This is a genomic window from Candidatus Binatia bacterium, assembly GCA_026415395.1.
GTDB lineage: Bacteria > Desulfobacterota > Binatia > HRBIN30 > HRBIN30 > HRBIN30.
In genome coordinates, this window is the sequence record JAOAHD010000016.1 from 59,865 (window position 1) to 85,621 (window position 25,757).

Sequence of the window (25,757 nt, forward strand, 5' to 3'; positions counted from 1 at the left end):
ATGCCCTGGCCGTGTTCCCCGTAGGCCAGACGAGCCCGGTGCTTCCCTGCCCGGCCAATCGGTTCACTCCTGGCTTCGTTTAGTTGTCACCAGTCGGCGGCACGTTGAGCAAATAGTACAACCCCAGGAGCACGAACATTTCGTCATCGGTGGTCACGCCTCCGGTAAGCGGGCAGGCATCGCAGAAGCCGTCGCGCGCGCCGTCGCCCCTGTCGCAGGAGCGGTGTCGCTCCTCGAGTGTGCTACCGGAGCATGGCGCGCCCACCCGGCCTTCTGTGCAGTGAGTGGGAACTGCACACGGGCCACCTTCGGCTCCCGGCGACGAGGGCACCGGCGCCGTGGACTTTCGCTTCACCGCGTGCGGGTCGACAAACCCGTTGTCATACAGCGCGCAGTACGTAATTGTGCGCTTCTCCGGAGCGATCGCATCGTACCGGCGAGGGGGATCGAAGTCGAGCACCAGCATGTCGCTGTAAACCGTGCTGAGGTACAACAGCGAGGCGTGCGGATCGCGTGGCCGCGCCGTTGGCCCGCCGGTCAGCAACGCGTTGGTGCCGCGAACGATCTCCTCCACGGTCACCGCATCATCGGCGTTCGCATCGGCATCGATACAGCTCCCCGCCGCAGCCAAGCCCAGCGCAACGTTCACCGCGCGCACAAGTTCGTCCACGGTGACAGTGCCATCCTCGTTGCAGTCGCTGGCGGCTTCGCGCTCCCACGCCTGACAGGGGGCGCCTTGGCAAACATCGGGGCTTGCAAAATCATAACCCAGCGGCGAGCACGCTTCGCCCGCTGCCGGTCCGCCCTGACAGGCAAACTTTCCCTCGAAGGTCCGCCAACGTTTCATCCGCTTGTGGCCGTGGCCGCTGAGCTGAAAGAGTCGAGCAAAGCGAGGAAACTCGTAGTGGCTGCAGACTTCCCGCGTGGTGAACGGTGGCACCGGCGTCATCTTGTAGATGTCCCGATTGCCTGCGATCGGCCACACCACCATGCGGGCCTCTTCCGGGGCTGCGTACTCCCAGTTCAGCCAAGCCTCGTGCACAGCGGGGCGGTCGCCCAGGTTGAAGCTGTGGGCGTTCCACACAATCAGTCCCCGCAGCGGTAACTCCTGGAACACGCCGGGAGGAAACCGCATTTCGTTCGCCACCTGCTGGCTGCCCGAGAAAGGAATGAGGCTAAGCCCTTGACCCAAATCGGGAGGACCGAACCCTGCACAACCAACCGCTTCTACCGGATCCGAAGCACACACGCCTGAGCCGCAGAAGGTCGTGTCCATGGGCGGGCAGGTCTCCCCGTCGCGCTCCCCTCCTCGGCAGCGGAACGGCCCCCAAACCGGGTCATTCGGGGAAGCACGGCCGACGTACAGGTTGGCGATCATGTGGTGGCTCACCGGGCTTTGCCGCACCTCGTTGGCGCGGAAACGGAAGGTGAAGCCACCACGCCCCCGGAACTGTGGTGGAACCACGCTGCGGAGATCGAAGTAGCTCACGAAGCACACTTCCTTCTCACTGTGCGGCGGCACCACCCAAGGGGGCATGCGGAGTTGAAAGCCTTTCTCCGGGTCAGGCACAGGCAATGGTTGAATTGGCATCGGCTCTGGCGGCGGCAAGCACGCGTCGACCAGATTGGCCGTGCCCGGGACCACGCCTTCTCGCGGTGCCCCCTGTTGGATCCACAAGCGGATGAGCTCCACTTCGTCTCGACTGAGTGCCGGCAGCGGTTCGGGCGGCATCGGCCGAAGCGGAGCCCGATAAAGGTCGGGGAGTGCCCTTGCTGCGACATTCAAGAACAAGAGGCTGCGGGTACCGAGCCCTGGCAGCACCCGATCGATCCCTGGGACAGTCGAGGCGTCGACCTCGACCAAGTTTTCGTAGGCGCGGTGGCCACGGAGGTCCAAGTCCCCAGCACGGGCCGCACCGTGGCAGAGGTCGTTCGTGCAGCCACGCCGCACGAACACATCTTGCACAATTTCCCAGGTACTTTGGAAACTGTCCTCAGGACATTGTGCTCGTGTCGGACCGCTTACCGCCACACCTACGGCTAAGACCAGGATCAGCCACGGCCGCACACGGCATTCCCTCCCATCTGGCCAGCGCGCTTACACCCTTTGAGTAGACAAAGTCAAGCTGCGCCGCTTCGCCCCTTTCAAGGGCAACTCCGGTTCCGGTGGGGCTTCCAGCACTGGACCTGGGCGCTTCGGGATGGCGTCGCCTCGCTTGAACCGCTGCCTGGAACGCGATTCTCGCGAGTTGCCTGGAGCTTACCCACAGCCTCAGCACCGACACTAGGGGGCACCGACTCACGCCTTCGGACGGACGGGCATTGCGGGTTCTGCAAGGGCGTAACCTTTTGGGTGGGGCGGGCGTGGTTCTAACCCAAGCGCTGCCAGAACCGCAGGGTGCCGATAGTAAGCGATGTAGGTCTGCATCAGTAAGGGGAACACAAAACCTTGCTCGGCCAGTAGCTGTTCGCGCGTCGTACCATCGAGCGCGGCGAACGGCTGCCCGTACCGGGCCGTGCTGAGTCGCGCCAATTCTCGCAAGCCGTCCCGCACGACTTGCAAAAGGCCGGGGATCCGATTGCAGCCCTCAATCACGGACGGACCACAGCCCAGAGCTCCAGCCGCGGGAAAGCGACCATCGTCGCTCGCCGGGATCAGCGTATCCAACACCGCAGCGAGCAGGAGCTGCTCCTCGGCAGTGAACGCTAATGCCCCACAGTCGGGTTGTTTCATCGTGCGGGCTCCCTCAGTCAAAGAGATTTGCGAGCCGCCGCTTCATCTGGTCGGCAATGTACAGGGCCAAGCCTTGGATGGTGTTTGTGGGATTCACCGCAGCGGAGGTAACGAAAATGCTGCCATCGATAATGAACAAGTTTTTCACGTCGTGACACCGACCCCACTCGTTCACCACGGATGTTTGCGGATCCCGTCCCATCCGCGCGGTACCCATTAAGTGCCAACCGGCAAACGGCAGCGGCGACTGCACGAACGTCTGGCGTGCTCCTGCAGCTTCGAGCACCTCGCGTGCACGCTCTACCGCGTGAGCCAGCATACGTTGGCTGTTCTCGCTCAGTCGATACTGTATGCGCGGCGCCGGAACCCCGTGCTCGTCGCAAAGGTCGGGGTCAAGCGTGACGCAGTTGTGCTCCTCCGGCAGGTCTTCGCAAATGGCCACCATGCCGGCGACGTGATCGAACAATTCCGACATCGCGCGGTGATGGTTTCGCCCCCAAGGAAGAACGCCTTGCTGCATGCCCCAGAGCACCGTGGAGATGGGCCCAAATCCGCGCAGGATTTCGAACGAATACCCGCGGACAAAACCGCGGCGGGGATCGGTGCGGTAAAACTCCTGGCTCATGATGCAGCAGCCAGTGGGTCCCTTGTAGGCCTCCAGCGGTTCATCGAAGACACCCATGACCATGGCATAGGGGTGGAACATCAGGTTCTTCCCCACCATGCCGGAGCGGTTCGCGAGACCCTCCGGAAAGTGCTTGCTACGCGAAGCCAGTAACAAGCGCGGCGTGCCGACACCGTTACAAGCGAGTACGACCACATGGGCCGGTTGGTGGTGTTCCTTACCTTCGGCGTCGTAATACACCACGCCGCTCGCCATTCCGTATTCATCGACGGTGATTTCACCCACGCGGCAGCGCGTGCGCAGTTGCACCCCGCGCCGCAACGCCTCGGGCCAGTACGTGACGTCGACGCTGCCCTTTGCCCCCTGCGGGCAACCCACCAAGCAAGTGCCTGCGTTCACGCAGGCTGCTCGTCCGCGATAATCGCGGGTGATGATGGCGCTATCCGAGGGCCACCAGTGCCAACCCAAGCGCTCGAAGCCGGCTGCGAGCGTCACGCCAAGCTTCCCCAAAGGTACCGGCGGCAACGGCACCTGTTTCGCGGGATATGCCGGGTCGCCCGGGAGCCCTGACACCCCCATCATTTCCGCGTTCAAATCGTAGAACGGAGCGAGTGTGTCGTAATCGATCGGCCAGTCGTCCCCTACTCCATCGAGGGAGCGGGTGCGAAAATCTTCCGGGCGGAATCGCGGAAAATGTGCGGCATACAAAATCGTGCTCCCGCCGACTGCGTTGAACATCGACACCTGGATCGGCGAAGCCGAATCATTCACGGGATAATCCTCGGGCCGGCGACGCACGTTCGGACTGAAGTGAAAGTCGCTCAGATGTCGCACCTCCCAATCGAGGTGGTTGCCGGGCAAGTCCTGTGGGCGAATCCAGTCGCCCTGCTCGAGGCAGAGGATGTGCATCTTCGTTTCTGCAAGACTCCAGGCAAAAGCCGCTGCCGAGGCACCCGCTCCGACAATCAGTACGTCAACCGGTTCGTTACGTGTCATCGAAGTCAAATTAGAAAGAGTGCAGAGCTCCAGTCGAGAGTGGGTTCAAGACCCGAGGGAGCGCACAGCCGCCACTGCTCGTCGCCATCCTTGGTAGAGCAATTCGCGCTGCTCACCCGCCATTCGCGGCCGGAACAAGCGGTCCCGCCGACGTAGCCGTTCGAGTTGCGATGGCTTCCACAAGCCCACACCCAAACCAGCCAAGAACGCCGCACCCTGCGCAGTCGTTTCTACGAGCGCGGGGCGGTCCACCGGTACGGCCAACATATCCGCTTGAAACTGCAACAGGAAGTCGTTCGCGGCCGCACCACCGTCTACCCGCAATAGCTTCAGCGGTTGGCCGGAGTCCGCCACCATCGTTTCCACCACATCGCGGGTCTGGTACGCCAGGGCCTCGAGGGCAGCGCGGACAAGGTGAGCTTTGGTCACGCCGCGCGTGAGCCCCACGATTGCGCCTCTCGCCGCCGGGTCCCAATAGGGCGCGCCAAGGCCAACGAAGGCCGGCACGAAGTACACGCCGAGGGTCGATTCCACTTGTCGGGCTAAGCGCTCGCTTTCCTTGGCGTCGCGAATCAAGCCCAGGCCGTCGCGCAACCACTGAATGGCGGCTCCGGCGATAAACACGGAGCCCTCCATAGCGTAGGCGGGCTCACCAGCGGGACCGCACGCAACCGTGGTCAGCAGTCCGCGACGGGAATACACCGGTGCCGCCCCCGTGTGCATAAGCAGGAAGCAACCGGTTCCGTACGTGTTCTTCACCATCCCGGCTTGCACACACGCCTGGCCAAACAAGGCCGCTTGTTGATCCCCAGCAATGCCAGCGATGGGCACCTCTGCGCCGAACACCGCGCGTGCGGTGGTGGCGGCAACACCCGCCGAAGGGACGAGCGCCGGTAACGCCTCCGAGGGAACACCAAAGAGCTCGAGCAAAAACGGATCCCACTCGCGCTTTTCGAGGTGAAACAGCATGGTTCGCGAGGCGTTGGTGAAATCTGTCAGGTGGGCTGCCCCATTCGTCAGTTTCCATACGAGCCAAGAGTCGATTGTTCCCACCGCGACGTTTCTCCGCCGCCTCTCAGGCAAATGAGCAAGCAACCATTCAATCTTCGTCGCGGAAAAGTAGGGGTCCAAAACCAGTCCCGTGCGTTTACGGATTTCCCCTGCCACGCCACGAGAGCGCAGCTCGTCACAGCGCGGAGCGGTACGCCGGTCTTGCCAGACGATGGCGCGGTGCAGGGGGCGGCCCGTCCGGCGGTCCCACACCACGGCCGTTTCCCGCTGGTTTGTGATCCCGACCGCTGCCACTTGCTTGGCAGCCACCTTAGCCGCGCGTAGCGCCCGGCGGACGGTACCGATGGTCGTTGTCCAAATTTCCTCCGGGTCATGCTCCACCCATCCGGGTCGCGGATAAAATTGCGAGAACTCCCGATAGGCACGGCCCCGGACCCGGCCCGCTTCATCCAACACGAGCACCGTGGTTCCGGTTGTTCCCTGATCGATAGCCACCACATACCGGCTCATCCCTTCTCCTCCCTTGCGTGCTCCGCACTCGTCCCCGCTCTAGCTACAACAGCGTACCATGCGCGTCATCCGCTCCGCAGCGTTTTGCAAGAAAGCCCGGTGGCAGCTAGCTCCGCGTTCGGAACCTCGCTAGGATTGCGCACGTGGCTGCGGGGCGCATCGTGTTCGTGACTGGGAAAGGTGGCGTCGGCAAGACCACCATCACCGCTGCGCTCGGTTTGGCCGCTGCCAGTGCCGGCCTTAGCACACTAGTGGTCGAAACTGCGGCGGACGGTTCCCTAGCCCGACTTTTCAACCTGCAACAGCTCGGCTTCCGGCCCCGGCCCTTGGTTGCAGATCTTGCTGGCGTAGCGGTGGATCCCCAGCACCTCGTGCGCGACTACTTCTCTCGTCTCCTGAAAATCCCATTTCTTGTTGAACGGCTCCTGCAAAGTACGAGCTTCCGCGCGTTGACCGACGCGGCTCCTGGGGTGGTGGAGTTTCTTTTGCTCGAGCACTTGAGCATGTGGGTCGATGCCCCGTTTTGGCACCGGCGGCAACGATTTGACCTCGTGCTAGTTGACGGCCCAGCCAGTGGCCACATGCGCAAGCTCCTGCAGGTTCCGCGGCAGCTCTTGAACCTGGTTTTGGCCGGGCCATTACGGCGCACGGCGCTGCATCTCGAGGCATTGCTCGCCGACCCGAGCCGCTGCCTGGTGGTGCCCGTTACCCTCGCGGAAGAGCTCGCCGTTCAGGAGACCTTGGAAAATTGGGCCGTGTTGCGCCAAGAGCTTTTTTTGAACGTCAGCCGCCCGGTAGTGAACCGTGTGCACCCCCGCAGGTTCTCCACCGCGGAGATTCGCAAGATTACCAGCGAGCGCAACGGCGGGCCGCTGTACGACGCTGCCCGCTATGCAATCGCGATGCGACAAGAGGCCGAACGGCTCACCAAGGTTTTACACAAGACCACAGGAAAACGCCCAACATTTGTTGGCGAGAACTTCGCGGGGACCATGACGCGAGACGACCTCCAGCGCATGGGCTCTCGGCTGCTGGATGCTCTCCTGAAGGACGCCGGTTGGCTCCCGTGCCAGCGGGCGGAGGAGCGGGACGTTCGGCCGTAGCCCTAGCGTCATGCACCGATCTTCCTTAGCTGCCTTATTGCGAAGCAAGCGCCTGATTATCTGCGTCGGCTGCGGCGGGGTGGGCAAAACAACCACCGCTGCAGCCCTAGCCCTGAGCAGTGCTGAGCTCGGAAGAAGGGCGGCGGTGATTACCGTCGATCCCGCGAAACGACTCAAAAGTGCCCTGGGTCTGGATACCCTTTCCCACGAGCCGCACCGCGTCAAGGTGAATGGCGGCCGCGTCGCGTTCGATGCTCTGGCCCTCGACACCAAGCGCATGTTCGATCAGCTCGTCGAGCGCCTTGCCCCAGATCAGGCGACCGCCGAGAGGATTTTTGCCAACCGCCTGTACCGCGAACTTTCCAACGAGCTTGCCGGCTCGGCAGAGTACATGGCGATGGAGAAGCTGCACGACTTAGTGTGCAGCGGTGCCTACGAAACCCTCATCGTCGACACGCCGCCCAGTGCCCATATCCACGACCTACTGGCTGCCCCAAACCGCCTGCTGACTCTGCTCGCCTCGCGAGCCGTGCGTTTGTTACAGGCTCCGTCCCGTTTAGTCGAGGGCGCAACGTCGCGCACCGCGCGCTTTGCTTTGCGCACGCTTTTGGAAGCACTGCAGCGTTGGAGCGGTTTGCCTTTGCTTAAAGATCTTGCCGACTTTGTGAATGCATTCGAGTCGATGCTGGCGAGCTTCGCCAACCGGGCGGAGGTCACCGCAGGGCTGTTGCGCGACGCGGGAACGGTCTTCCTGCTCGTCACCACCCCCGAGCCGCACACAATGAGCCTCGGACAAGCGTTCCTCGATGAGCTGCGGGCCGGCGGTTATCCGGTTGCCGGAATCGTGGCCAACCGCGTCCACATGTTCGCTTCCCAAACACTCCCCGAATCTGTCGGGCCGGATCCGTTCACCAGGCGCCTTTGGCAAAATTACCGTGCCCTTGCGGCTCGCAGCCAGCGGGATGCCGAGGAGTTGGCGCGCCTCGTGAAGAAAGCCGGGCTGCCGATCCTGGCGCGCGTGCCGGTGCAAGCAACACCACCTTGCTCGCTGTCCGGCCTCGCACAGGTCGCAGAACACCTGCTCGCCGACCAGCCGTAGCGGCGGGCGTCAGCCACGGCCGGCGAGGGTGGCACGGCCACGTCAGGCTTTCTTCGCCGGGCTCTTTTTCGCGTGCTGTTGCTCCTGCGCTGCCAATAACCGATCGAGTTTTATGTTCAGATTCACCAAGCTTCCTTGCAGCGCGTCGAGCTTGAGGCGGAGCTTCTCCAAGTCAGCCCTGCTGGGAAGATTCAACAAGTGAAGCAAGGCCTCCACATTCTTGTCTACGCGGCCTTTAGTTTTCGCAGCGCGCTGCAGCACCTTCCCAATCTGTTCACTTACGGCAGGGCGGCGGAGCAGCTCCTCGATGACTTGATTTAGCGTTGCTTCGCCTTGGCTGAGGAGCCAGTCCAAAACGCTCTTTGTATCCTTTTGTGGCTTTGTCGACATGGCCGCTGCATACCGCGAGAACGCGGCAGCGGTCAACCGACTGTTGCATTGGCGATTCACCCCCCATACTGTCGGATCGAGCGGAGGGCACGTGAGCTCAATTGAGACCTGGATCGGCTACGCAACCGGGGTCCGGCTATTGGCTCCGCGGTTGAGCGACGAATATTTTTGGCCGACGCTGATCGTGATCCATCTGCTCGACGCGATCCTCTGCCGTGTCTTCGCTCGGAACAACCGCTACTCGGAGAACCTCTGGACGCTACTTGGTTTCATCGCTGGGTTATGGGCAGTCGTGTGCTTATTGCTGCTCACGCGGCGACAAGAGCGGCAACGCAGCCAAGCGCCACCAGCGTCAGGCCTCCGCGACAACCCAGGCTAAGGCGAGGTTGTTCGTGTGGGTCAGGGAAAGGGACCAACGCCGGATTTTGAGCTCCTCTGCGCGTTTTGCGGCCCTGCCCGACAACTGTACCCGCGGGGGGCCCTGGTCGGAGCGGACAACTTCCACTTCACGCCACGGAACAAACGCACCGAGCGCCTTCATCACCGCCTCCTTCGCGGCAAATCTCGCGGCGTAACTTTGGGCCGCGTGGCGTCGTCGCTCGCAGTAAGCGATTTCCGCAGGTGTAAAGACTTTCGCGCGGAAGCGTTGCCCTCGTGTCGGGTGAGCAAGGGCTGCGGCGATGCGTTCCACCTCAGCGATGTCTACACCAATGCCGACAATCATGCCGGGCAGGCGCCACAGATGCGGCAGGTGGTCGTGTCGCACGGAGGTGTTTGTAAGCCCGCGCGCGCTTTGCGGCGCTCGGCAAGCAGGTACTGCTTGCTCAAGTGATGGTCGATGAAGTCCCACGGAAGGATCTCGTCCTCTTCGTAGGTGCGGTGGACATAGTCGTGGGGTGGTGGCAACGCTGTCGCCCACGGGGCGGCATGCGCGTCGCCCCGCGCCCACGAGCGGATTGTCCCCCACCAATCGTTCCCTGCCTGGTAGGTCGCCACTAAGAACAGCGCGGTGCGGCGGTCTCCACGAGAAAGCAACGTCTGGTAAAACGCCTCGCGCGGGGACTCACAGTCGAAGCGGACCCCAGAAATCGCCGCCAATAGCCGTTCAAGCCTACGGGCACGCAGCCTTAGCTCAGGGAGTTCCATCATGGCATCCCATTGAAAGGGCGTCCAAGGTTTGGGAACGAAAGGATTCGCGGAAACCGTAATTTTGGCCACGCGGCTGCGCCGGCCGTCGCGACTGATCAACGTTTGGCGAATCTTCGCTACCAGTTCTGCAATTGCCTCTACATCCTCCCAGCGCTCTTCCGGCAAGCCGAACATGAAGTACAGTTTGAGGTCGGGCACGCCTTCGCCGACCAGCAAGTCGGCGGCACGGAGGATGTCGGCCTCGCTCAGGTTTTTGTTGATCACCCGGCGCATCCGTTCCGAGCCGGCCTCCGGGGCCACGGTCACACTCTGTGTACCCCCGGCTGCCAGCGCCCGTGCGAGCTGAGGAGTGATGCAATCTGCTTTCATCGAGGAGGGTGACAGCCGACCACCGTTTTCCGCGGCCAAGGTAGCCAGGTCAGCAACCCCAGGCACGCTCGCCATCTCGGCGCCGACCAAGCCAATCGTGTGGCGATGCTGCAGCCCGGCGCGCACTGCCGCTGCAAGCTGTTGTACCGAACGGTGGCGGAGCGGCCGGTACATGTAGCCCGCAGCACAAAAACGGCATCCCCACTGGCACCCGCGACTCGCTTCCACCAAGACCATATCGCCGAACACGGCGTCGGGGGCGAGCACCCGCGTGGTGGTCGGGAAGGCATCCAGGTTCCAAACGATACGCCGCTCCACTCGCGGTTTCGCGGGCGCCTCAAAGTCCACCGCAACCGTATGCGGGCCCTCGTAACGAGGGTGGTACAGCTTAGGCACGTAGCATCCCGACACGTGTTGTGTTGCTTCGAGCAAAACCCGCTCGCGGTCGGCCGCGCCGCCACAGTCGCGCAGCACCTCCAAAAACTCGGGCAGCATTTGCTCCGCCTCCCCGATCAAAAACAGATCGATGAAGGGTGCAATGGGCTCCGGGTTGAGGAAGACGGCGGCTCCGCCGGCGATCACTAGCGGGCCCTGCTGCCGCTCATGGCTCCACACAGGTAACCCAGCAGCGTCGAGCAACCCAACGATGTGCAGATAGTCGGTTTCGAAGGATACGGAGAAGGCGAGAATGTCGAACTCGCTGACGCGCGTGCCGGTTTCGAAGCTCCGCAACTCGCCACGGCGCACCCTCCGCTCTCGCTCAGGCAAAAATGCCCGTTCGCAAACGATCTTTGGGAAGAGGTTGAAAATTTCGTACACCGCCTGGTAGCCAAGGTTTCCCATGGCGACCCGGTATTCGTTGGGGTAAAGCAGGCAAACGCGAAGAGCGCCTACACTCCTTCTCGGGAACAAAGCCACCTCTTCGCTGACGGGCTTCGCCCCGATGGATCGACGGTTCCGAGCACTCACCAATTTTCCCTGGCTCACCAATAGCCAAGGCTATAGCCGCACCCCAGGGAGCCGCAACTAGGAGTCTCGAGAAAGCTCAGCCACGACTGCGCCGCAGGAAGGCAGGGATACTCAGATCGTTTTCGTCGAACTCCTTGCCATTTTCGTCGAGCACGTACCGAGTCTCAGATGGCTCTGGAGCTGGACCAGTCCCTTGCGTTGTCGGGACCCCGGGAACCTGTGCTGGACGCAGTCGTGGGCCATCCTCCGTCTCCTCAATCGTACCTACGAAAACCCGTTGCTTGCGACGGTCCGCGGAGCCTGCCGGTGCCGCCTGAGTTGCGGGCCGGTCTCCATCGCCAACGGCAAGGGCCTGAGCCGTGAGTTTTCCTGCACCCGGCTTTGGAAGCGCATCGACGTCCTCGGCACGGAAACCGGTGGCGAGCACGGTAACGCGCAATTCATCGACCAAGGTTTCGTCGAACACGGCGCCGAAGTATACGTTGGCGTCTTCGTTCGCTTGCCGCTGAATGGCGGTTGCCGCCTCGATGACTTCATCAATCGCCAGTGTCGGGCCGCCCATGATGTTGATCAGTAGGCCCCGAGCTTTGTCCAACGAGACGCCCTCCAACAACTTGCTGCTAATAGCCGCTTGCGCTGCCTGGATTGCGCGGTCAGGTCCCGAGGCAGAAGCCCATCCCATCAGTGCCCGGCCCCCCTCGGCCATGACCGCGCGCACGTCGGCAAAGTCGAGATTGATGAAACCATACACAGTCACCAGGTCAGCCACGCCGCGGACTGCCTGGTACAATACGTCGTCAATCCGACGCAAGGCATCGAGAACAAACGTCCCGCGCTCTACCACACTCATCAGCCGCTCGTTCGGGATGACCATCAACGAGTCGACCACCTCTTCGAGAGCGCGGATGCCTTCCTCGGCCCGCTTGAGGCGAACCCTCCCCTCCAAGGAAAACGGCTTCATGACCAAACCGACAACCAGTGCGCCCAGCTCGCGCGCAACCTTTGCAATCACGGGGGCAGCTCCGGTACCCGTGCCGCCGCCCATGCCGGCAGCAACGAAAACCATGTCAGCCCCCTGCAAGGCGCGGCGAACTGCATCGACGGTTTCCAGCGCAGCCTCACGCCCAATTTCCGGGTTGCCTCCCGCTCCGAGGCCGCGGGTAAGTTTCTCGCCGAGCTGGATCTTGGCCGGAGCGAGGTTGGCCGCTAACTCCTGCATATCCGTGGTAGCGGCGATGAACTCCACTCCTTGCAATTCTCGCTCAATCATCGTGTTCAGTGCATTCCCGCCAGCTCCGCCAACGCCGATGACGACGATCCTTGCACCTACACGCGCCTCACCTTCCATCCCGTGCATGTCACCACACCTCCCACAGCTAGGGTCCACCCACACAAACAGTGACAACTTCTTGTTCGGCTCGGTCGTTCACTCCCACAGCGCCCGAAGAAAAGAGGACACTCTTGACCAAGCTCGATTCCACCTTCCGCCACCATCCGCGGCAACGTCGTTCCGTGGTCGCAACCTTGCTCGCTCGTGCATTGCAACGAGGCCAACCGCTGCGGCATAGGTCGGATCGGCCAGAACCCTCTCTGCAACTTCGGTCTCCTCGGATTGTGGAAGAATGCACCGTCGTGCCACCCGCACCTGCACTCCACTTACTTGTTGCAACAACCGATCAATTGCAGACAGCATCGCGCCACCCCCAGCAATTACGGCACCGCAGCGAGTGTACTGGTTCGCTTCCACCTTACGGGCCTCCTGCCACACTAGATTGAGGATCTCCTCCGCTCGTGCCTCGATCATCCACGCCAGCTCCCGCAGCGGAACCGCGTGGGGCGGTCGCCCACCAAGGCCGGTCACGTCGACCACCTCCTGCTCGCTCACTTCGCTGCGCAATGCGCAGCCGTAACGAACTTTGATGAGCTCGGCTTCGTGCAGGGTGGTGTGGCACCCTTGGGCAACGTCGCTCGTAATACAGGCTCCACCCATACCCAGGGAGTAACTGAAGCGAAGCCCCCCACGGTGGAAGATCAGGACGTCGGTGGTGCCGGCGCCCAGGTCCCAAAATGCGACGCCCAGCTCCTTTTCATCGGGAGTGAGCAGCGCCTCGGCGGCAGCAAGAGGCGCCCATACGAGTTCCACGGGTTCCACCCCAGCGCGCTGGCAGCAACGTATCACGTTGTGCACCGCGGATACCGAAGCGGTTACAACATGCACCCGCGCCTCTAAGCGCACGCCGACCATTCCCAAAGGGTCCACGATGCCCTCCTGGTCGTCGAGCACATAGTTCTGCGGCAGTACATGAAGCACCTGGCGTTCAGCCGGGAAGGCAATGGTACGCGCCGCGTCCAACACGCGCTCGATGTCCTCCGCCCGCACTTCTCCGCGTCGGACGGGAATCACACCGTGACTATTGACGCCCCGGAAGTGCGCGCCGCCGATCCCAACGATGGCACTGTGAACGGAGCAGCCAGCGCTGACCTCGGCCTCGCGAACAGCGTCCTGCACGGCCTGGATGGTTGCGTCCGCATCGATCACGGTCCCCCGCCGGACACGGTCGTGGAGCGCCACTTGGCCGTCGCTCACCAGCGGGGCAAAGCCGCAGCCAACCAGCGTAAGGCCTGCAGGGCTCCGCTTTGCAACCACCGCGGCCACCTTTGATGCGCCAACATCGAGACCGACGATCAACTCCTCCTGCCGAGCCATGTGCGAACCGCACCCTCAACCACCGCAAACATCGCCGTTGTGCCTACCACATTTCTGCAGCTAGAGCATCACTTCGCGCTCGTTCCTTTACGCTTCGGTGTGTCCCGGTCGTCGCTTCGTCTTTCGGGAAGAAGGCGTTACGCGTTCCTCTGGCGCGACTTTCAGGACCGCAACCTTAGGAAAAGAAAGATCGAGCACCCGTAACCGGTCCACCTGCCCCTCCCACATGGCGAACACGCGTGCGGAGCGCCGCAGCTTTTCCGCAAACCCGCCCCAGCCCAAGACCACCGCAACGCGATTGCGCACCGGAATCACGACCAAACCCTTACGGCCTATTTGCACCTGCGAGATGCTGTCGAAACACTGTAGGCGCTCGCAAATCCGTAATAACTGCAGCGCGCGATGCACGTGCAGGGACGAAAGTTCTCTTTCTTTAAACTGATCCACGCCAGAAATGATCGGGAGATCCGGGGCCTCACCGGAGTGCACGGGGCCCAGTACTTTGCCCGTTCGGTCCACGTATTGGAACCCTTTCGCCACTTGTACGAGTGCCACTGGCCGGCGCTCACGCACTTGAATGCGCACGCGGCGCGGGAAGATGCGCTGGACGGTGGCGCCACGTACCCAAGGATGCTGTGCCAGACGAGCCGTTAGGGTGTCTGGGTCGATATCCCAAATGCTCACGTCATCCTGCCAGTGGATCCACTCGACCAGTTGCTCGCGCGGCACGCGCCGATTCCCTTCAATTTCCACCGTAGAGACGCGGAAGTACGGGTGATGACGAACCGAGTTCAGCAACGGTGGCGCGTGCTGGGATGAGAGGGCGAGGGCCAACACGAGGAGAATCACTGCCGATGCCCTTACCAGGGTCCGGAGCCACGAATCATTCCGCGAGGGCCGCAGGGACATCGGCTTCATTCCCGCCACTCCCCCATAAGGCGAATTTCAGGTTCCAACTGAACCCCGAACCGCTCGGCGACCCGTCTTTGCGCTTCACGCATCAGTTGCCGCACTTCTGCTGCCTTTGCGCCCCCGAGATTGACAATAAAATTGGCATGCTTCGAAGAAATCATGGCTTGTCCGACCTGGTGTCCTTTCAGGCCAACAGCCTCGATCAACCGCCCTGCAAAATCTTGCGGCGGGTTTTTAAAGACCGAGCCAGCGTTCGGCAGCCCCTTTGGTTGGTTGCGATCGCGCCGCTCCTTGGCCATCTGGTAACGACGCTGGATGTGTTCGCTCGGAGCGTGGCGCAACTCGAACTCTACTGCGGTCACAACTGTACCGCGGGGCAAGTCGAACCAGCGGTAACCGAAGCGCAACTGTTTCTTCGGAACGCGAAGCTCCTGCCCTTCTGGGCTCACCAACTCCACGGCTCGCACCACGTCGGCCAATTCACCGCCGAAGGCTCCTGCATTCATGAGCAAACCGCCACCGACGGTACCGGGAATTCCCTCTGCGAATTCCAGTCCGGAGAGATCCCGCTCCACGGTCTCCAGCACAAGTTTCTTCAAAGGCAAACTGGCACCGGCACGAACGGAAACGGCCTCGCCCTTCGGCTGCCAGTGGATGAACGCGAAGCGGCGGCCCAATCGTATCACGATGCCACGGACGCCGAGGTCGCTCACCAGCACGTTGGTGCCGCCGCCAAGTAACGTCCACGGCACCCCGTAGCGCAGCGCGCACTCCTGCACAGCGGCGATCTCCCTAGGCTCCTGAATTTCGACCCAGTAGTCAGCCGGCCCACCGATGCGAAACGACGTGTGCTTGGCGAGCGGTTCGTTCCGGCGCACCCGCCGCCCGAATAAGGCGCGCAATTCGTCTTCGAGCCCAGGGGCAACAACTTCCGGATTCATCAGTGTACGGAGAGCGGCGACCCAATGTTTCCCAGCCGCTCACGAAGCGGCTCCACCAACTCGTGAATGTTCCCTGCCCCTAAGAGCAAGACCAGGTCACCCGGGCGCACGTGGGCGGCCACGGCTCCCGGAAGCTCGCTCAAATCAGGAACAAACTCGACATCCAAATGGCCGCGACGCCGGAGCGCCCGGTACAGAGCCTCGCCCGTAATTCCCTCAATGGGCTGCTCCCCGGCTGGGTAAATCTCCGTTAGAAACAGCTCATCGGCGCTATCGAAGGCCCCGAGGAAATCTTGGAACAAGTCCCGCGTGCGCGTGAAGCGGTGCGGTTGAAAGACGACGACCAATCGACGCCCGAAGCCTTCGCGGGCAGCGGCAAGGGTAGCGCGGATTTCGGTGGGGTGATGGCCGTAGTCGGTGACGAGCAGCACCCCGCGCTCTTCGCCGCAAATTTCGAAGCGGCGGTGGATTCCGTTGAACTCGGCCAAAGCCTTGCGGACCGTTTCAAACGGCACCTCGAGTTCCGTCGCAACGGCCAGCGCCGCCAAGGCGTTCAGCGCTTGGTGCCTACCAGGCATGCGCACGACTAGATCGCCGAGAGCCTGTCCGTGTCGCTCCACGACAAAGTGTGTGTGCAAGCCCCGCACCCACACTTCTGTCGCCCGATACTCAGCCTCTGGGCAGGTCCCGTAGGTGATCGTGCGCTTCTTTGCTTGCGGTAAAAGGGCACGGAGATTGGGGTCGTCGAGGCAAACGACTGCGGCCCCGAAGAACGGCACGCGATTGATGAAATCGAGATAGGCAGCCTTCACCCGGTCGAGATCGCCGTAATAGTCGAGATGTTCAGGATCGATGTTGGTGACCACCGCGAGCACCGGAGAAAGTAAAAGGAAGCTGCCATCGCTTTCGTCCGCCTCGGCAACCATGAGCTCCCCGTTGCCGAGGCGGGCATTGGCTCCCAAAGCCAGCACCTTTCCTCCGATGACCACGGTCGGGTCGAGCCCAGCGCCAGCCAAAATTGCCGCAATGAGCGAAGTGGTCGTCGTTTTTCCATGAGTTCCGGCAACGGCGATGCCGGATTTGGTGCGCATCAACTCCGCGAGCATCTCCGCACGCGGAATCACCGGAATGTTGAGTGCTCGAGCACGCATGACTTCCGGGTTCGAAAACCGCACGGCGGATGAGATCACAACCACCTCGACATCCGTTTCCACGTTGTTCTCGTGGTGGCCGTAGACGACGCGCGCGCCAAGCGAAGCCAACCGTCGCGTCGTTTCCGTTTCTCGTAAATCGGAGCCGCTCACTCGGTAGCCGAGCCGAAGGAGCACCTCGGCGATGCCACTCATGCCGACGCCCCCAATGCCGACAAAATGAACTTTCCGTCGGCGTTTATACAGCGGCGTCATGCTTCTCCCTCCAATTGTTCCATGCAGACAGCCACTACACGCTCCGTTGCATCGGGCCGTGCTAGCCGACTCGCATTATGCGCTAAGGACAGCCGCCGCTGCGGATCTTTTGCCAAAGCAGCGATTCGCTCTGCCAACCGCTCGCCCGACAGTTCACAATCCAAAATCATCTCCGCGGCTCCCTCCCGCACCCAAACCTCCGCATTGGCCCGCTGGTGATCGTCCGCCGCAAAGGGGTACGGAACCAAGATCGCAGGTTTGCCAACGGTGGAAAGTTCCGCAAGGGTCGTCGCTCCGGCCCGGCAAACCACAAGGTCAGCCCACGCATAAGCATCGGCCATGTCGTCGATGAAAGCGCACACGCGCGCCCGCGCACCCGAGGCTGCATACTCTTGTTCGACCCAAACACGATCGGCTTCGCCGGTTTGGTGCGTTACCTGCAAGGCAGGAAGATGCGATTGGAGCCGGCGAACAGCCTCGACCATGGCTCGATTAATCGAGCGAGCCCCCTGGCTCCCGCCGAAGGCGAGCAAATGAAACTCGTTCGCACCGGCATCGGTCCTTGCTCTTTGCACGTTCAGGCGACGAACCGGATTGCCTGTGTACACGCTCCGGCCGGCAGGGAAAAACGCCGCCGTTTCTTCGAAGGCTGTACACACTTTGGCGGCCAATCGACCGAGGATCCGGTTCGCCATTCCTGGCCGAGCATTCTGCTCGAGCAGGATTACGGGAATCTTGCGACTCCAGGCCGCTAAAATCACGGGCACGGATCCGTAACTGCCCAAGCCAACGACAACTCCCGGAGAGAATTCCCCAAGGGAGCGGCGGGCTTGCCAAAAGGCACGGGGCATCTGCAATGCAAATTCCCCGAATCCGCGCCATCCACGACCGCGTGCGCCCTTAATCGCTAAGCCCTCGAAGCGGTATCCCTTCAGGGGGACCACTCTCGCCTCCAGGCCGTAAATGCTGCCAATGAACAGCACCTCTCCACCCGTCTTCTCCACCCACGTCTCCGCCACAGCCAAGCCTGGGAACAAGTGCCCGCCCGTGCCTCCTCCGGCGATCACGATGCGCATCAGGAACTCGTTGATCGCGACAAATTCCACAGGATGCCGACGCGCAGCAACGCGCCGACGAGTGCCGAACCACCATAGCTCACAAACGGCAAGGCTAAACCCTTTGTCGGTGCCATGCCTAACACCACTGCCATGTTTAGCCAGGCCTCGAACACTAACGTGATGGCGAGGCCGCAGGCTAAGAAGCGGACAAATAGCTCTTCATGGCCGCGTGCAATGCGCAAGCCGCGCTGGGCAATCAATGCGAACAAGCCCAGCACAACGGCCACCCCGAGGAGGCCAAGTTCTTCGCCTATTAGGGCAAAGATAAAGTCGGTGTGCGCTGCAGGAAGGAAAAATAGTTTCTGTTGGCTGGCGCCCAAACCCACTCCAGTCAATCCACCAGATCCGACAGCAATCATCGATTGCACCAGTTGATAACCAACGTCTCGTTCCCGCTCCCACGCCGAGAGGAAGCTTACGATCCGGCTCACGCGGTAGGGCTCTGCCAAAATCCCGGCTGTGGCGCCTGCGATGGCGAGCGTCGCCAGTATGGCAATCTGCTTCCGGCTCACGCCGGCCACAAACAGCATGCCGCCGGCGGTCGCCGCAAGGATCATCATCGTGCCGAAGTCCGGCTGGCAGTACAAAAGCGCGAGCAAGACTCCCGTGAGAAACAAGGGGGGTAAAATACCTTCCCACCAAAGATGGAGTTTGTCATGCCGGCGAGCCAAGTACCGCGCCAGGTAAATCACAAGGATGGTTTTCACGAATTCCGAGGGTTGCACAGTGAGCGGCAAAAACCCCAGCGACAGCCAGCGCCGCGCTCCGTTCTCTTCGCGGCCGAACAGCAGCACGGCAAGCAGGGCCACCGCCGCGAACAAAACAAGCGCTCGCGCCCAGCGCTCCCAAAACGTCCATGGGCGCCGTGCCGCAGCAGTCGCAACAATCACACCTATGCCAATGTACGTCACGTGCCGCCACACGAAAAACAAAGGATCCCCGTACACATCCCGCGCATAAAAGTAGCTCGCGTTGAAAACCATGACCGTGCCGAGCGCGAGCAACACCGCCACAGCACCAAGCAACCAGGGATCACCGGAGCCCAGCCGTGGTACGGCAACCGTTCTTTGCCAAAATCGCCCTGGCCGCGGGCGCAGGTCTGTCACCCGAGTGATCGAGGTCATAGCGCCTCCACCCACTCGCGGAAGCAGCGGCCGCGGTGGGCGTAATCTTCAAACTCGTCGAAACTCGCACAGCCGGGAGAGAGAAGGACAACGTCTCCGGGCTCAGCAATCGCAGCCGCAACCTCCACCGCCTGCCGCAAACTCGGCACGACGGTGTGGGGCACAAACTCCCCAGTTTGCTCCGCCCACTTACCCGCCGCTGCACCGAAGAAGATCGCGTAGCGAACATGCTCTCGCAGTTGCGGAATCACGCAGCGAAAATCGCTTTCCTTATCGTAACCGCCAGCCAGCAAAATCACCCGCTGGTCAAAACTCGCTAACGACTTTTGCACTGCCCCTACGTTGGTGCCTTTCGAATCGTCGTAAAAGCGCACGCCGCGCCATTCCCGAACGAACTCGAGCCGATGGGGCAACGGGCGAACCGCCGCCAACGCATGTTTCACAGCTCGAAAGGGCAGTGCGAGACACCGAGCGGCGAGCACCGCTGCCATCATGTTCTCACGGTTATGCTGGCCCGCGAGGGACGCTTCGGAAAGCGCGAAACACCACGCATCCCCGCGCCCATCGGCCACATGCAAGAACTCACCCTCGATCCAGGCGTGCGATAGCCCGCCTTCGCAGCCGCCGAACCAACGGGTTGTCGCCGGGATCTGCTGTCGTCGAGACCAAATCCACGGGTCCATGCGATTCAGGATCGCGAAGTCCTGTGTCGTCTGCCGAGCAAACAGCCGGAGCTTTGCTTCGCCATAGGCGTCGAGATTAGGATAGCGGTCCAAGTGATCTGGACTGAGGTTTAAGAACACCCCAATGGCGGGGCGAAACTCTTCTACCCATTCGAGTTGAAAGCTCGATACCTCAACGACGGCGACCGAGTACTCAGGATGGCCGGCGGCTTCGATCAACGGCGTGCCCAGATTCCCGCCGACGAAGACCTTCATGCCGGCCTGGCGGCACATTTCCCCAATCAAGGTCGTGGTGGTGCTTTTTCCATTCGTCCCTGTGACGGCGACGACAGGAACCTTAAGCTCGCGAAACGCGAGTTCAATTTCGCTCAAGATAGGCACAGCGAGCTGCTGCGCGCGTCGGAGCACGGGGTTTGTAGGTGGCACTCCAGGGCTTGTCACCACGAGGTCTGCGCTCCGCACTTGCTCGGCACCCCACTCCTCATCGCCCACGGAAGCCGATGCGTGCAGAGCCTGATCTTGCAGCTTACGAGGGTCGCGATCGACCATCAGCACGTTCGCTCCGTTTGCGCAGAGAAAGCGGGCCGCGGCCGTGCCACTTCGACCTGCTCCCACCACCACCACCCGCTTCGCACTCCAGGCGGACCTCATCGCAGCTTCAAGGTGCTCAAGGCCAGCAGCGCGGCCACCACGGACACAATCCAAAATCGCACAATAATTTGTGGCTCGGGCCAGCCCAGGAGCTCGAAGTGGTGATGGATCGGTGCCATGCGGAAGATCCGCTTCCGTCGCAGTTTGTAGGACACGACTTGGAAAATCACCGACAGGGCTTCCGCCACAAACACCGCACCCGCAACGATCAGAACAATTTCTTGTTTCGTCACCAGAGCCACAGTGGCAAGCGCTGCGCCCAGGGGAAGCGAGCCCACGTCTCCCATGAACATCTTCGCTGGATACGCATTGAACCAAAGGAATCCGAGTCCCGCGCAAATCAGTGCGGCGCAAAAGACGGCCAGTTCGGCTGCTCCGGCCACATGTGGAATCTGCAAGTATTCTGCGAGGCGGGGGCTTCCCGCAAGGTACGCAAAGATCCCGTAGGTGAAGGCAGTGGTCATCACGGGCCCGATTGCCAAGCCGTCCAGCCCGTCGGTCAAGTTCACCGCGTTCGACGCGCCGACAATCACAAACATCCCGAAGGGCACATAGAACCAGCCCAGCTCGGGATGGATATGTTTAAAGAAGGGCACATAGAGCTCAGTGGAGAAACCGGGCCGCAGGTACAGCAGCTCCGCTACGATGAACGCGACGAGGAACTGAGCAAATAGTTTTTCCCGGCCAGTCAGCCCGCGTGCATTGCCCCGGCGGAGTTTTTGGTAATCGTCAACAAAACCAATCACTCCAAACGCAGTGGTCACGCCAATCAGGAGCCACACATAGAAGTTCGTAAGGTCAGAGAGCAGCAGGGTGGCACTGAGCAACGAGAACAAGATGAGGGTACCGCCCATCGTCGGTGTCCCCGCCTTGGCAAGGTGGCGTTCTGGTCCGTCGGGCCGGATTGTCTGGCCGATTTGGTTTTGCCGCAGCCGGCGAATGAGCCATGGACCGAGCAAAAAGGAGATGGCTAGCGCCAGCAGCGCCGCAACCAACGAACGAAAGGTGATGTAGCGAAAGACGTTGAGTGCGGAAAATGAAGTGTGCAGCGGATAGAGGAGGTGATACAGCATTAGCTCGAGTTCCCACTGATCGCGAGTGAGCGTATCACCTCTTCCATATGCAAACTGTGAGATCCTTTCACCAGTACCACGTCACCGCTGCGCCAGAGGTTCACGACAGTCTGTGCTGCCTCGTTGCAGTCCCGACACGAATAAATTCGTTCCGCTGGCAAGCCGGCCGCGCGCGCAGCCTCGGCCGTGGCCTCGGTTTCCTGCCCGAGCAGAACCAGCGCTGCCACATCGAGAGTTGCAACGCGCTCACCGACTTGCCGGTGAGCGCGTTGGCTCTCGCCGCCCAGCTCCAACATCGCGCCCAACACCACCAGCGGCCGCCCTGGAAAGCGCCGGAGCACTTTCAGGGCGGCCTCCACGCTGGACGGATTCGCGTTGTAGGTGTCGTCGAGCACGGTCACCCCATTCCGCAACCGCACCACCTCCATCCGCCCCGCCACCGCATCCACACTCTCCAGCCCGGCAGCGATCACCTCAACGCGAAAGCCCATCGCTAGCCCGGCGGCTGCCGCCGCCAAGGCATTGCTCACATTGTGCACCCCCAACAAGCGCAAACGAACCTTGGCTCGCTCCCCTGCTAGGTCGAGTTCGAACACAACGCCGTCGATACCCAGGTCGCGAATCCAGTGCGCCTGAACTTCACCCCCGCTACCAAAGCGAATCTTTGGGCCATGGAATCGTTCGGCAAGGCGGCAAACCCATTCGTCATCGGCATTCACCACGAACGTGGCGGTGGGCTTGAGAACTTCGATCAACTCCCCTTTTGCCCGTGCCACCCCTTCTTGCGTTCCGCCGACGCCACCCGCGTGCGCCAAGCCCACGTTGGTGATGAGTCCAACATCCGGATCGGCAATCTCGGCAAGCCGACGGATCTCACCGAAGCGGTTCATGCCCATTTCCAAGACCGCGATCTCTTCACCGCCTTGAGCGGAGAAAATCGTGAGCGGGAGCCCGACGAGGTTGTTCCAATTCCCTAGGGTCTTCAGCACTTTTTCGCTGCCCCGGGCCTGAGCGCAGATGGCGGCAATCATTTCCTTCGTTGTGGTTTTGCCGGCCGAGCCAGTGAGCCCCACAACCCGCCAGTCCTCGCGCCGCCTCGTCCAGGCTGCGAGCCGCCCTAAGGCCTCCAGGGTATCCGGAACGAAGATGCAGCGCCCGCTGTCCACCCCTTGAGGTGGAGTGCTGACCAGAGCCGCAGTGGCACCAGTCGCTAAGGCTTGGGCTACGAACGAGTGGCCGTCGTGACGCTCTCCTTTGAGAGCGATAAACAGGCTGCCGGGGGAGGCCAAGCGCGAGTCGATGACCACGCGTCGCACAACCTTGTCCTCCGGCAGGGCGCTGCTGCCGCCAGTGGCGCGCAGGATTTCCCCGATGCTCCATTCCATCTCGCGGCGCACTTTCTCCAGTTCGGCAAATTTTGCGAGCATAGTTCAACCCATCGGGGGTGCCAACCGCAGCTTCAGTTTTCTCTCCGGAGCTGCCAAAGCCCCAGGAGGTGGATCCTGCGCGATGACAAAGCCCCATCCTTCCGCCTCCACGTTCCACCCGGCCCTTTGCGCCTGCAACAAGGCCTCCCGCAGGCTCATGCCGAGAAAACTCGGCATACCCACAAAAGCCTCTTCCCCCGCCCAGTTTGCTTTCTGCAGGGAGGGAGCACTGCTGGGAAGCGCGGGCGGGGGAAGAGGGGGCACCGCAGCCAATCGCAATTCAAACCGATCGGCGACGAACTCGCCGATTTCGTGAAAGACTGGTGCGGCGACCAAGCCTCCGTACGTCGCTGTACGAGGAGTGTCGATGACGACCAAAATCACGAAGCGCGGTGCCTCAACCGGGAAATACCCGACAAACGATGCAATCCGATCCCGAGGAGAATAACGGCCGGTTCCCGGTTCCACCTTTTGGGCCGTACCCGTTTTGCCAGCAACGCGGATTCCTTGGATGTGCGCCTTCTTACCAGTTCCCGACTCCACAACACCCTCGAGCAAGCTGGATACAGTGGCGGCCACCTCGGGCGAGATCACCTCGCGCACAACTTGGGGTCGGTTTTCGAACAGAACGGTACCCTCCGCGCTGGTGACACGCCGAACCACGTAAGGTCGCAGAAGCTTCCCGCCGTTGGCCAAAGCAGCGTAGGCGGTGACAAGTTGGAGAGGCGTCACGGCGACACCCTGACCAAAACTCTTCGTCACCAGGTGAATGCGCGCCCACCGCTGCCACGGCCGTAAGGGGTACGCCTTCTCACCAGGCAAATCGATTCCGGTGGTGCGGTCGAAACCGAAGCGAGTCAGCGCAGCGTGCAGTCGTTCTGCTCCAAGCCGCTCGCCGATTTTTGCCGTGCAAATGTTGCTCGAGTGGCGAATTACGTCTGCCAGGCTGAGCCAGCCGTAGCCCTCGTGATCACGCACAACCCGATTGCCAACCCGGTACCGACCTCCCTCGCAATAGAGGCGCTCGTCTTGCCGGACAACACCATGTTCGAGCCCTGCCGCGGCCACAAACGCTTTGAACGTAGAGCCTGGCTCGAACGGATCCGTAATCGCCCGAATGCGGGCTCGACCACTCGCTGCCTCCTCCGGTTGATTCGGATCGAACCACGGGTAATGGGCCAAGGCGAGCACTTCGCCTGTTTGTGGATCGAGAATTACCGCCAAACCTTGCAGCGCACGGGTTTGCTCCACCGCCTGGCGCAAGCTTTCTTCGGTGGCGCGTTGCAATCTTGCGTCCAATGTGAGTTGCACCTGCACGCCGGTGGCGGCTTCCGGTCCCTTCAGCGCGTGGCGCCGCAGGCGCCGACCACGAGCGTCACGCTCCACGAAGTCTCGCGGCCCAGAGAACCGCAAAAAGCGATCGTACGCCGCTTCTACGCCGCCGAGACCTTGAAGATCGACCCCGACCGTTCCCAGCACCTGGCCAGCCAAGGATCCCATGGGGTACTCACGACGCCGAGTCGCCTGCACTCCCACACCAGGCGTGCGCAAAGACGCCACGCGATCCACTTGCTCACGCGAGGCATTCCGCTTGAGCCACACAAAAGGTGCCGGTGCGCTCGCCCGCTGCAACACTTCGCGAGCGGTCATGCCCAGCGCATCTGCCAAGGCGGCTGCGTGACCCGGATCGAACTCAGCAGGTCGGAGGTAAATGTCTCCGGCCTCAACGGTAACGGCGAGCAGCTCCCCGTTACGGTCCACTATCGGCCCACGCTCAATGGGGGCTGCCACGCGCTGGGTGTGCTGCTGCCGCGCACGGACTTGCAGAAAGTCGGCCTGCCAAACCATAAGGTGCACAGCCCGCACGAAGCACGCAGTGAACAGCAGCAGCGAAAAACCACTCATCAAGCGCAGTCGCGCGCCCGTCCGCACCGCCAACCCACTCATGGCACCACCATTCTCTGGCTTGCCGAAGCCGGACCGAGGCCGAGACGAGATTTTGCAAGCTGCTCCAGACGTCGGGCATCTTCGGCCCGCGCTGCCCGCACTTGAAGTTCGCGCCTTTCCAGCTCGAGTCGTTCGATCGCTCGGTGCGTGGCCTCGATCCGGTACCCCAAGTCGGCGACCCGTAAACGCACAACCACGTTAAACACCCCGACTGCAGCCGCCAGAAACGAGAATCCCAACCACACCCGCGCGAGGAAGCGCCGCTCTTTGACGTCACTTAAAGCCATCGTGCGCGGCCGCGAGGACCGCGAAACGCTATAGGTTGCAATCGGCACGGAACGAGGTTCAATCCGAACGGACATTTCACACCCCCAACTGCTCGAGAACCTCGGGCTGATTGGCTACCTCGCTTGCCGCCGCATGTACTTTACGCCAGGTCTCGCGATCCCAAATGCGGAACTTGTCGATCGCTGAAGCGAACACCACATCGCGCTTGAGCCCGGCGTACTCGCGCAACGTGGGCGGCAACAAGATTCGGCCTTGCTTGTCCAACTCGCAGTCGTGCGCACTGGCGACGTAGAAGGTGACGAACTTCAGGATCCGCGGGTCGAACTGTGGCTTTCCGCGGAGTTGTTCCTCGAGCTGAACCCAAGCAGCATAGGGGTAAACGTCGAGACAGGGGAAGCCGTCGATCTGGAAATTGGTGATGACCACTCGGTTGTCGTTCACCGATTGCAAGTACGCCCGGAACCGAGCTGGGACACTCACTCGCCCCTTTTCATCCACCGTGTGTTCGAAAGTGCCCCGAAACAT

At 61.8% G+C, this 25,757-nt stretch carries 23 protein-coding genes; 3 read left to right on the forward strand and 20 right to left on the reverse strand.

The genetic code is table 11. The annotated features are described in order from the left end of the window. Positions 1-79: 79 nt before the first annotated feature. The 4 genes from N3C12_11970 to glpK all read right to left on the reverse strand — a co-directional run bounded on the left by N3C12_11970 (position 80) and on the right by glpK (position 5,876). Positions 80-2,068 carry a hypothetical protein gene (locus N3C12_11970; GenBank protein ID MCX8073150.1) on the reverse strand — a complete coding sequence of 663 codons (1,989 nt, stop codon included), beginning with the start codon at positions 2,066-2,068 and terminating at the stop codon, positions 80-82. Between the two features lie 231 nt (positions 2,069-2,299). Beyond that, positions 2,300-2,734, reverse strand: coding sequence for a gluconate 2-dehydrogenase subunit 3 family protein (locus N3C12_11975; GenBank protein ID MCX8073151.1), 435 nt, complete (start codon positions 2,732-2,734; stop codon positions 2,300-2,302). A gap of 13 nt (positions 2,735-2,747) precedes the next feature. Continuing rightward, the gene (locus tag N3C12_11980; GenBank protein ID MCX8073152.1) at positions 2,748-4,355 is read right to left on the reverse strand and encodes a GMC family oxidoreductase; all 1,608 of its coding nucleotides are present in this window, start codon (positions 4,353-4,355) and stop codon (positions 2,748-2,750) included. A 45-nt stretch (positions 4,356-4,400) separates the two neighbouring features. After that, positions 4,401-5,876 (reverse strand): glycerol kinase GlpK, encoded by a 1,476-nt coding sequence (gene glpK, locus N3C12_11985; GenBank protein MCX8073153.1) that lies wholly within the window; start codon positions 5,874-5,876, stop codon positions 4,401-4,403. 143 nt (positions 5,877-6,019) lie between these two features. Here glpK and N3C12_11990 point away from each other — a divergent pair, with 143 nt between their 5' ends. Together N3C12_11990 and N3C12_11995 are read left to right on the forward strand one after the other, a co-directional pair. Further along, positions 6,020-6,979, forward strand: a complete 960-nt coding sequence (locus N3C12_11990; protein MCX8073154.1) for a hypothetical protein — start codon at positions 6,020-6,022, stop codon at positions 6,977-6,979. 10 nt (positions 6,980-6,989) lie between these two features. Further along, positions 6,990-8,078, forward strand: a complete 1,089-nt coding sequence (locus N3C12_11995) for an AAA family ATPase (GenBank protein ID MCX8073155.1) — start codon at positions 6,990-6,992, stop codon at positions 8,076-8,078. 42 nt (positions 8,079-8,120) lie between these two features. On the opposite strand, the gene N3C12_12000 is transcribed toward N3C12_11995, so the two are convergent. After that, positions 8,121-8,468 carry a hypothetical protein gene (locus N3C12_12000; protein ID MCX8073156.1) on the reverse strand — a complete coding sequence of 116 codons (348 nt, stop codon included), beginning with the start codon at positions 8,466-8,468 and terminating at the stop codon, positions 8,121-8,123. A gap of 91 nt (positions 8,469-8,559) precedes the next feature. Between N3C12_12000 and N3C12_12005 the strand changes: the two genes are divergently transcribed. After that, positions 8,560-8,847, forward strand: a complete 288-nt coding sequence (locus N3C12_12005; GenBank protein MCX8073157.1) for a hypothetical protein — start codon at positions 8,560-8,562, stop codon at positions 8,845-8,847. Here N3C12_12005 and N3C12_12010 read toward each other — a convergent pair. The 15 genes from N3C12_12010 to mraZ all read right to left on the reverse strand — a co-directional run bounded on the left by N3C12_12010 (position 8,821) and on the right by mraZ (position 25,757). Next, positions 8,821-9,192, reverse strand: a complete 372-nt coding sequence (locus N3C12_12010; GenBank protein ID MCX8073158.1) for a holo-ACP synthase — start codon at positions 9,190-9,192, stop codon at positions 8,821-8,823. The two genes, N3C12_12005 and N3C12_12010, sit on opposite strands and share 27 nt — an antisense overlap. Then, the gene (locus N3C12_12015; GenBank protein MCX8073159.1) at positions 9,189-10,955 is read right to left on the reverse strand and encodes a radical SAM protein; all 1,767 of its coding nucleotides are present in this window, start codon (positions 10,953-10,955) and stop codon (positions 9,189-9,191) included. Before N3C12_12015 ends, N3C12_12010 begins: the two co-directional genes overlap by 4 nt. A gap of 76 nt (positions 10,956-11,031) precedes the next feature. After that, on the reverse strand, positions 11,032-12,312 hold the full coding sequence (ftsZ, locus tag N3C12_12020; GenBank protein MCX8073160.1) for a cell division protein FtsZ: 1,281 nt from the start codon (positions 12,310-12,312) through the stop codon (positions 11,032-11,034). 69 nt (positions 12,313-12,381) lie between these two features. Beyond that, the gene (ftsA, locus tag N3C12_12025; GenBank protein MCX8073161.1) at positions 12,382-13,662 is read right to left on the reverse strand and encodes a cell division protein FtsA; all 1,281 of its coding nucleotides are present in this window, start codon (positions 13,660-13,662) and stop codon (positions 12,382-12,384) included. Positions 13,663-13,749: 87 nt separating this feature from the next. Then, on the reverse strand, positions 13,750-14,580 hold the full coding sequence (locus N3C12_12030; GenBank protein MCX8073162.1) for an FtsQ-type POTRA domain-containing protein: 831 nt from the start codon (positions 14,578-14,580) through the stop codon (positions 13,750-13,752). Continuing rightward, the gene (gene murB / locus N3C12_12035) at positions 14,577-15,515 is read right to left on the reverse strand and encodes a UDP-N-acetylmuramate dehydrogenase (GenBank protein MCX8073163.1); all 939 of its coding nucleotides are present in this window, start codon (positions 15,513-15,515) and stop codon (positions 14,577-14,579) included. Before murB ends, N3C12_12030 begins: the two co-directional genes overlap by 4 nt. Then, positions 15,515-16,912 carry a UDP-N-acetylmuramate--L-alanine ligase gene (gene murC / locus N3C12_12040; protein ID MCX8073164.1) on the reverse strand — a complete coding sequence of 466 codons (1,398 nt, stop codon included), beginning with the start codon at positions 16,910-16,912 and terminating at the stop codon, positions 15,515-15,517. Before murC ends, murB begins: the two co-directional genes overlap by 1 nt. 5 nt (positions 16,913-16,917) lie before the next feature. Continuing rightward, a complete protein-coding gene (gene murG, locus N3C12_12045; GenBank protein ID MCX8073165.1) occupies positions 16,918-17,997 on the reverse strand; it encodes an undecaprenyldiphospho-muramoylpentapeptide beta-N-acetylglucosaminyltransferase in 1,080 nt (359 codons plus the stop codon). Next, positions 17,997-19,163 (reverse strand): putative lipid II flippase FtsW, encoded by a 1,167-nt coding sequence (gene ftsW, locus N3C12_12050; protein ID MCX8073166.1) that lies wholly within the window; start codon positions 19,161-19,163, stop codon positions 17,997-17,999. Before ftsW ends, murG begins: the two co-directional genes overlap by 1 nt. Next, positions 19,160-20,497: a UDP-N-acetylmuramoyl-L-alanine--D-glutamate ligase gene (murD, locus tag N3C12_12055; GenBank protein MCX8073167.1), complete on the reverse strand. Its 1,338-nt coding sequence runs from the start codon at positions 20,495-20,497 to the stop codon at positions 19,160-19,162. Before murD ends, ftsW begins: the two co-directional genes overlap by 4 nt. After that, the gene (gene mraY / locus N3C12_12060) at positions 20,494-21,570 is read right to left on the reverse strand and encodes a phospho-N-acetylmuramoyl-pentapeptide-transferase (protein MCX8073168.1); all 1,077 of its coding nucleotides are present in this window, start codon (positions 21,568-21,570) and stop codon (positions 20,494-20,496) included. Before mraY ends, murD begins: the two co-directional genes overlap by 4 nt. After that, entirely contained in the window at positions 21,570-22,955 is a 1,386-nt protein-coding gene (locus N3C12_12065) for a UDP-N-acetylmuramoyl-tripeptide--D-alanyl-D-alanine ligase (protein MCX8073169.1), read from the reverse strand. Before N3C12_12065 ends, mraY begins: the two co-directional genes overlap by 1 nt. A 45-nt stretch (positions 22,956-23,000) precedes the next feature. After that, positions 23,001-24,944, reverse strand: a complete 1,944-nt coding sequence (locus tag N3C12_12070; GenBank protein MCX8073170.1) for a transpeptidase family protein — start codon at positions 24,942-24,944, stop codon at positions 23,001-23,003. Continuing rightward, entirely contained in the window at positions 24,941-25,231 is a 291-nt protein-coding gene (locus tag N3C12_12075) for a hypothetical protein (protein MCX8073171.1), read from the reverse strand. Before N3C12_12075 ends, N3C12_12070 begins: the two co-directional genes overlap by 4 nt. Positions 25,232-25,307: 76 nt before the next feature. Then, positions 25,308-25,757 carry a division/cell wall cluster transcriptional repressor MraZ gene (gene mraZ, locus N3C12_12080; protein MCX8073172.1) on the reverse strand — a complete coding sequence of 150 codons (450 nt, stop codon included), beginning with the start codon at positions 25,755-25,757 and terminating at the stop codon, positions 25,308-25,310.

What these genes read in the sequence shown, in the direction of transcription:
- N3C12_11975 (MCX8073151.1), bottom strand. Translation starts at nt 2,734, where the DNA reads ATGAAACAACCCGACTGTGGGGCATTAGCGTTCACTGCCGAGGAGCAG.
- N3C12_11980 (MCX8073152.1), bottom strand. Translation starts at nt 4,355, where the DNA reads ATGACACGTAACGAACCGGTTGACGTACTGATTGTCGGAGCGGGTGCC.
- glpK (MCX8073153.1), bottom strand. Translation starts at nt 5,876, where the DNA reads ATGAGCCGGTATGTGGTGGCTATCGATCAGGGAACAACCGGAACCACG.
- N3C12_11995 (MCX8073155.1), top strand. Translation starts at nt 6,990, where the DNA reads ATGCACCGATCTTCCTTAGCTGCCTTATTGCGAAGCAAGCGCCTGATT.
- N3C12_12000 (MCX8073156.1), bottom strand. Translation starts at nt 8,468, where the DNA reads ATGTCGACAAAGCCACAAAAGGATACAAAGAGCGTTTTGGACTGGCTC.
- N3C12_12010 (MCX8073158.1), bottom strand. Translation starts at nt 9,192, where the DNA reads ATGATTGTCGGCATTGGTGTAGACATCGCTGAGGTGGAACGCATCGCC.
- ftsZ (MCX8073160.1), bottom strand. Translation starts at nt 12,312, where the DNA reads ATGCACGGGATGGAAGGTGAGGCGCGTGTAGGTGCAAGGATCGTCGTC.
- ftsA (MCX8073161.1), bottom strand. Translation starts at nt 13,662, where the DNA reads ATGGCTCGGCAGGAGGAGTTGATCGTCGGTCTCGATGTTGGCGCATCA.
- N3C12_12030 (MCX8073162.1), bottom strand. Translation starts at nt 14,580, where the DNA reads ATGAAGCCGATGTCCCTGCGGCCCTCGCGGAATGATTCGTGGCTCCGG.
- murB (MCX8073163.1), bottom strand. Translation starts at nt 15,515, where the DNA reads ATGAATCCGGAAGTTGTTGCCCCTGGGCTCGAAGACGAATTGCGCGCC.
- murG (MCX8073165.1), bottom strand. Translation starts at nt 17,997, where the DNA reads ATGCGCATCGTGATCGCCGGAGGAGGCACGGGCGGGCACTTGTTCCCA.
- ftsW (MCX8073166.1), bottom strand. Translation starts at nt 19,163, where the DNA reads ATGACCTCGATCACTCGGGTGACAGACCTGCGCCCGCGGCCAGGGCGA.
- murD (MCX8073167.1), bottom strand. Translation starts at nt 20,497, where the DNA reads ATGAGGTCCGCCTGGAGTGCGAAGCGGGTGGTGGTGGTGGGAGCAGGT.
- mraY (MCX8073168.1), bottom strand. Translation starts at nt 21,570, where the DNA reads ATGCTGTATCACCTCCTCTATCCGCTGCACACTTCATTTTCCGCACTC.
- N3C12_12065 (MCX8073169.1), bottom strand. Translation starts at nt 22,955, where the DNA reads ATGGAATGGAGCATCGGGGAAATCCTGCGCGCCACTGGCGGCAGCAGC.
- N3C12_12070 (MCX8073170.1), bottom strand. Translation starts at nt 24,944, where the DNA reads ATGAGTGGGTTGGCGGTGCGGACGGGCGCGCGACTGCGCTTGATGAGT.
- N3C12_12075 (MCX8073171.1), bottom strand. Translation starts at nt 25,231, where the DNA reads ATGGCTTTAAGTGACGTCAAAGAGCGGCGCTTCCTCGCGCGGGTGTGG.
- mraZ (MCX8073172.1), bottom strand. Translation starts at nt 25,757, where the DNA reads ATGTTTCGGGGCACTTTCGAACACACGGTGGATGAAAAGGGGCGAGTG.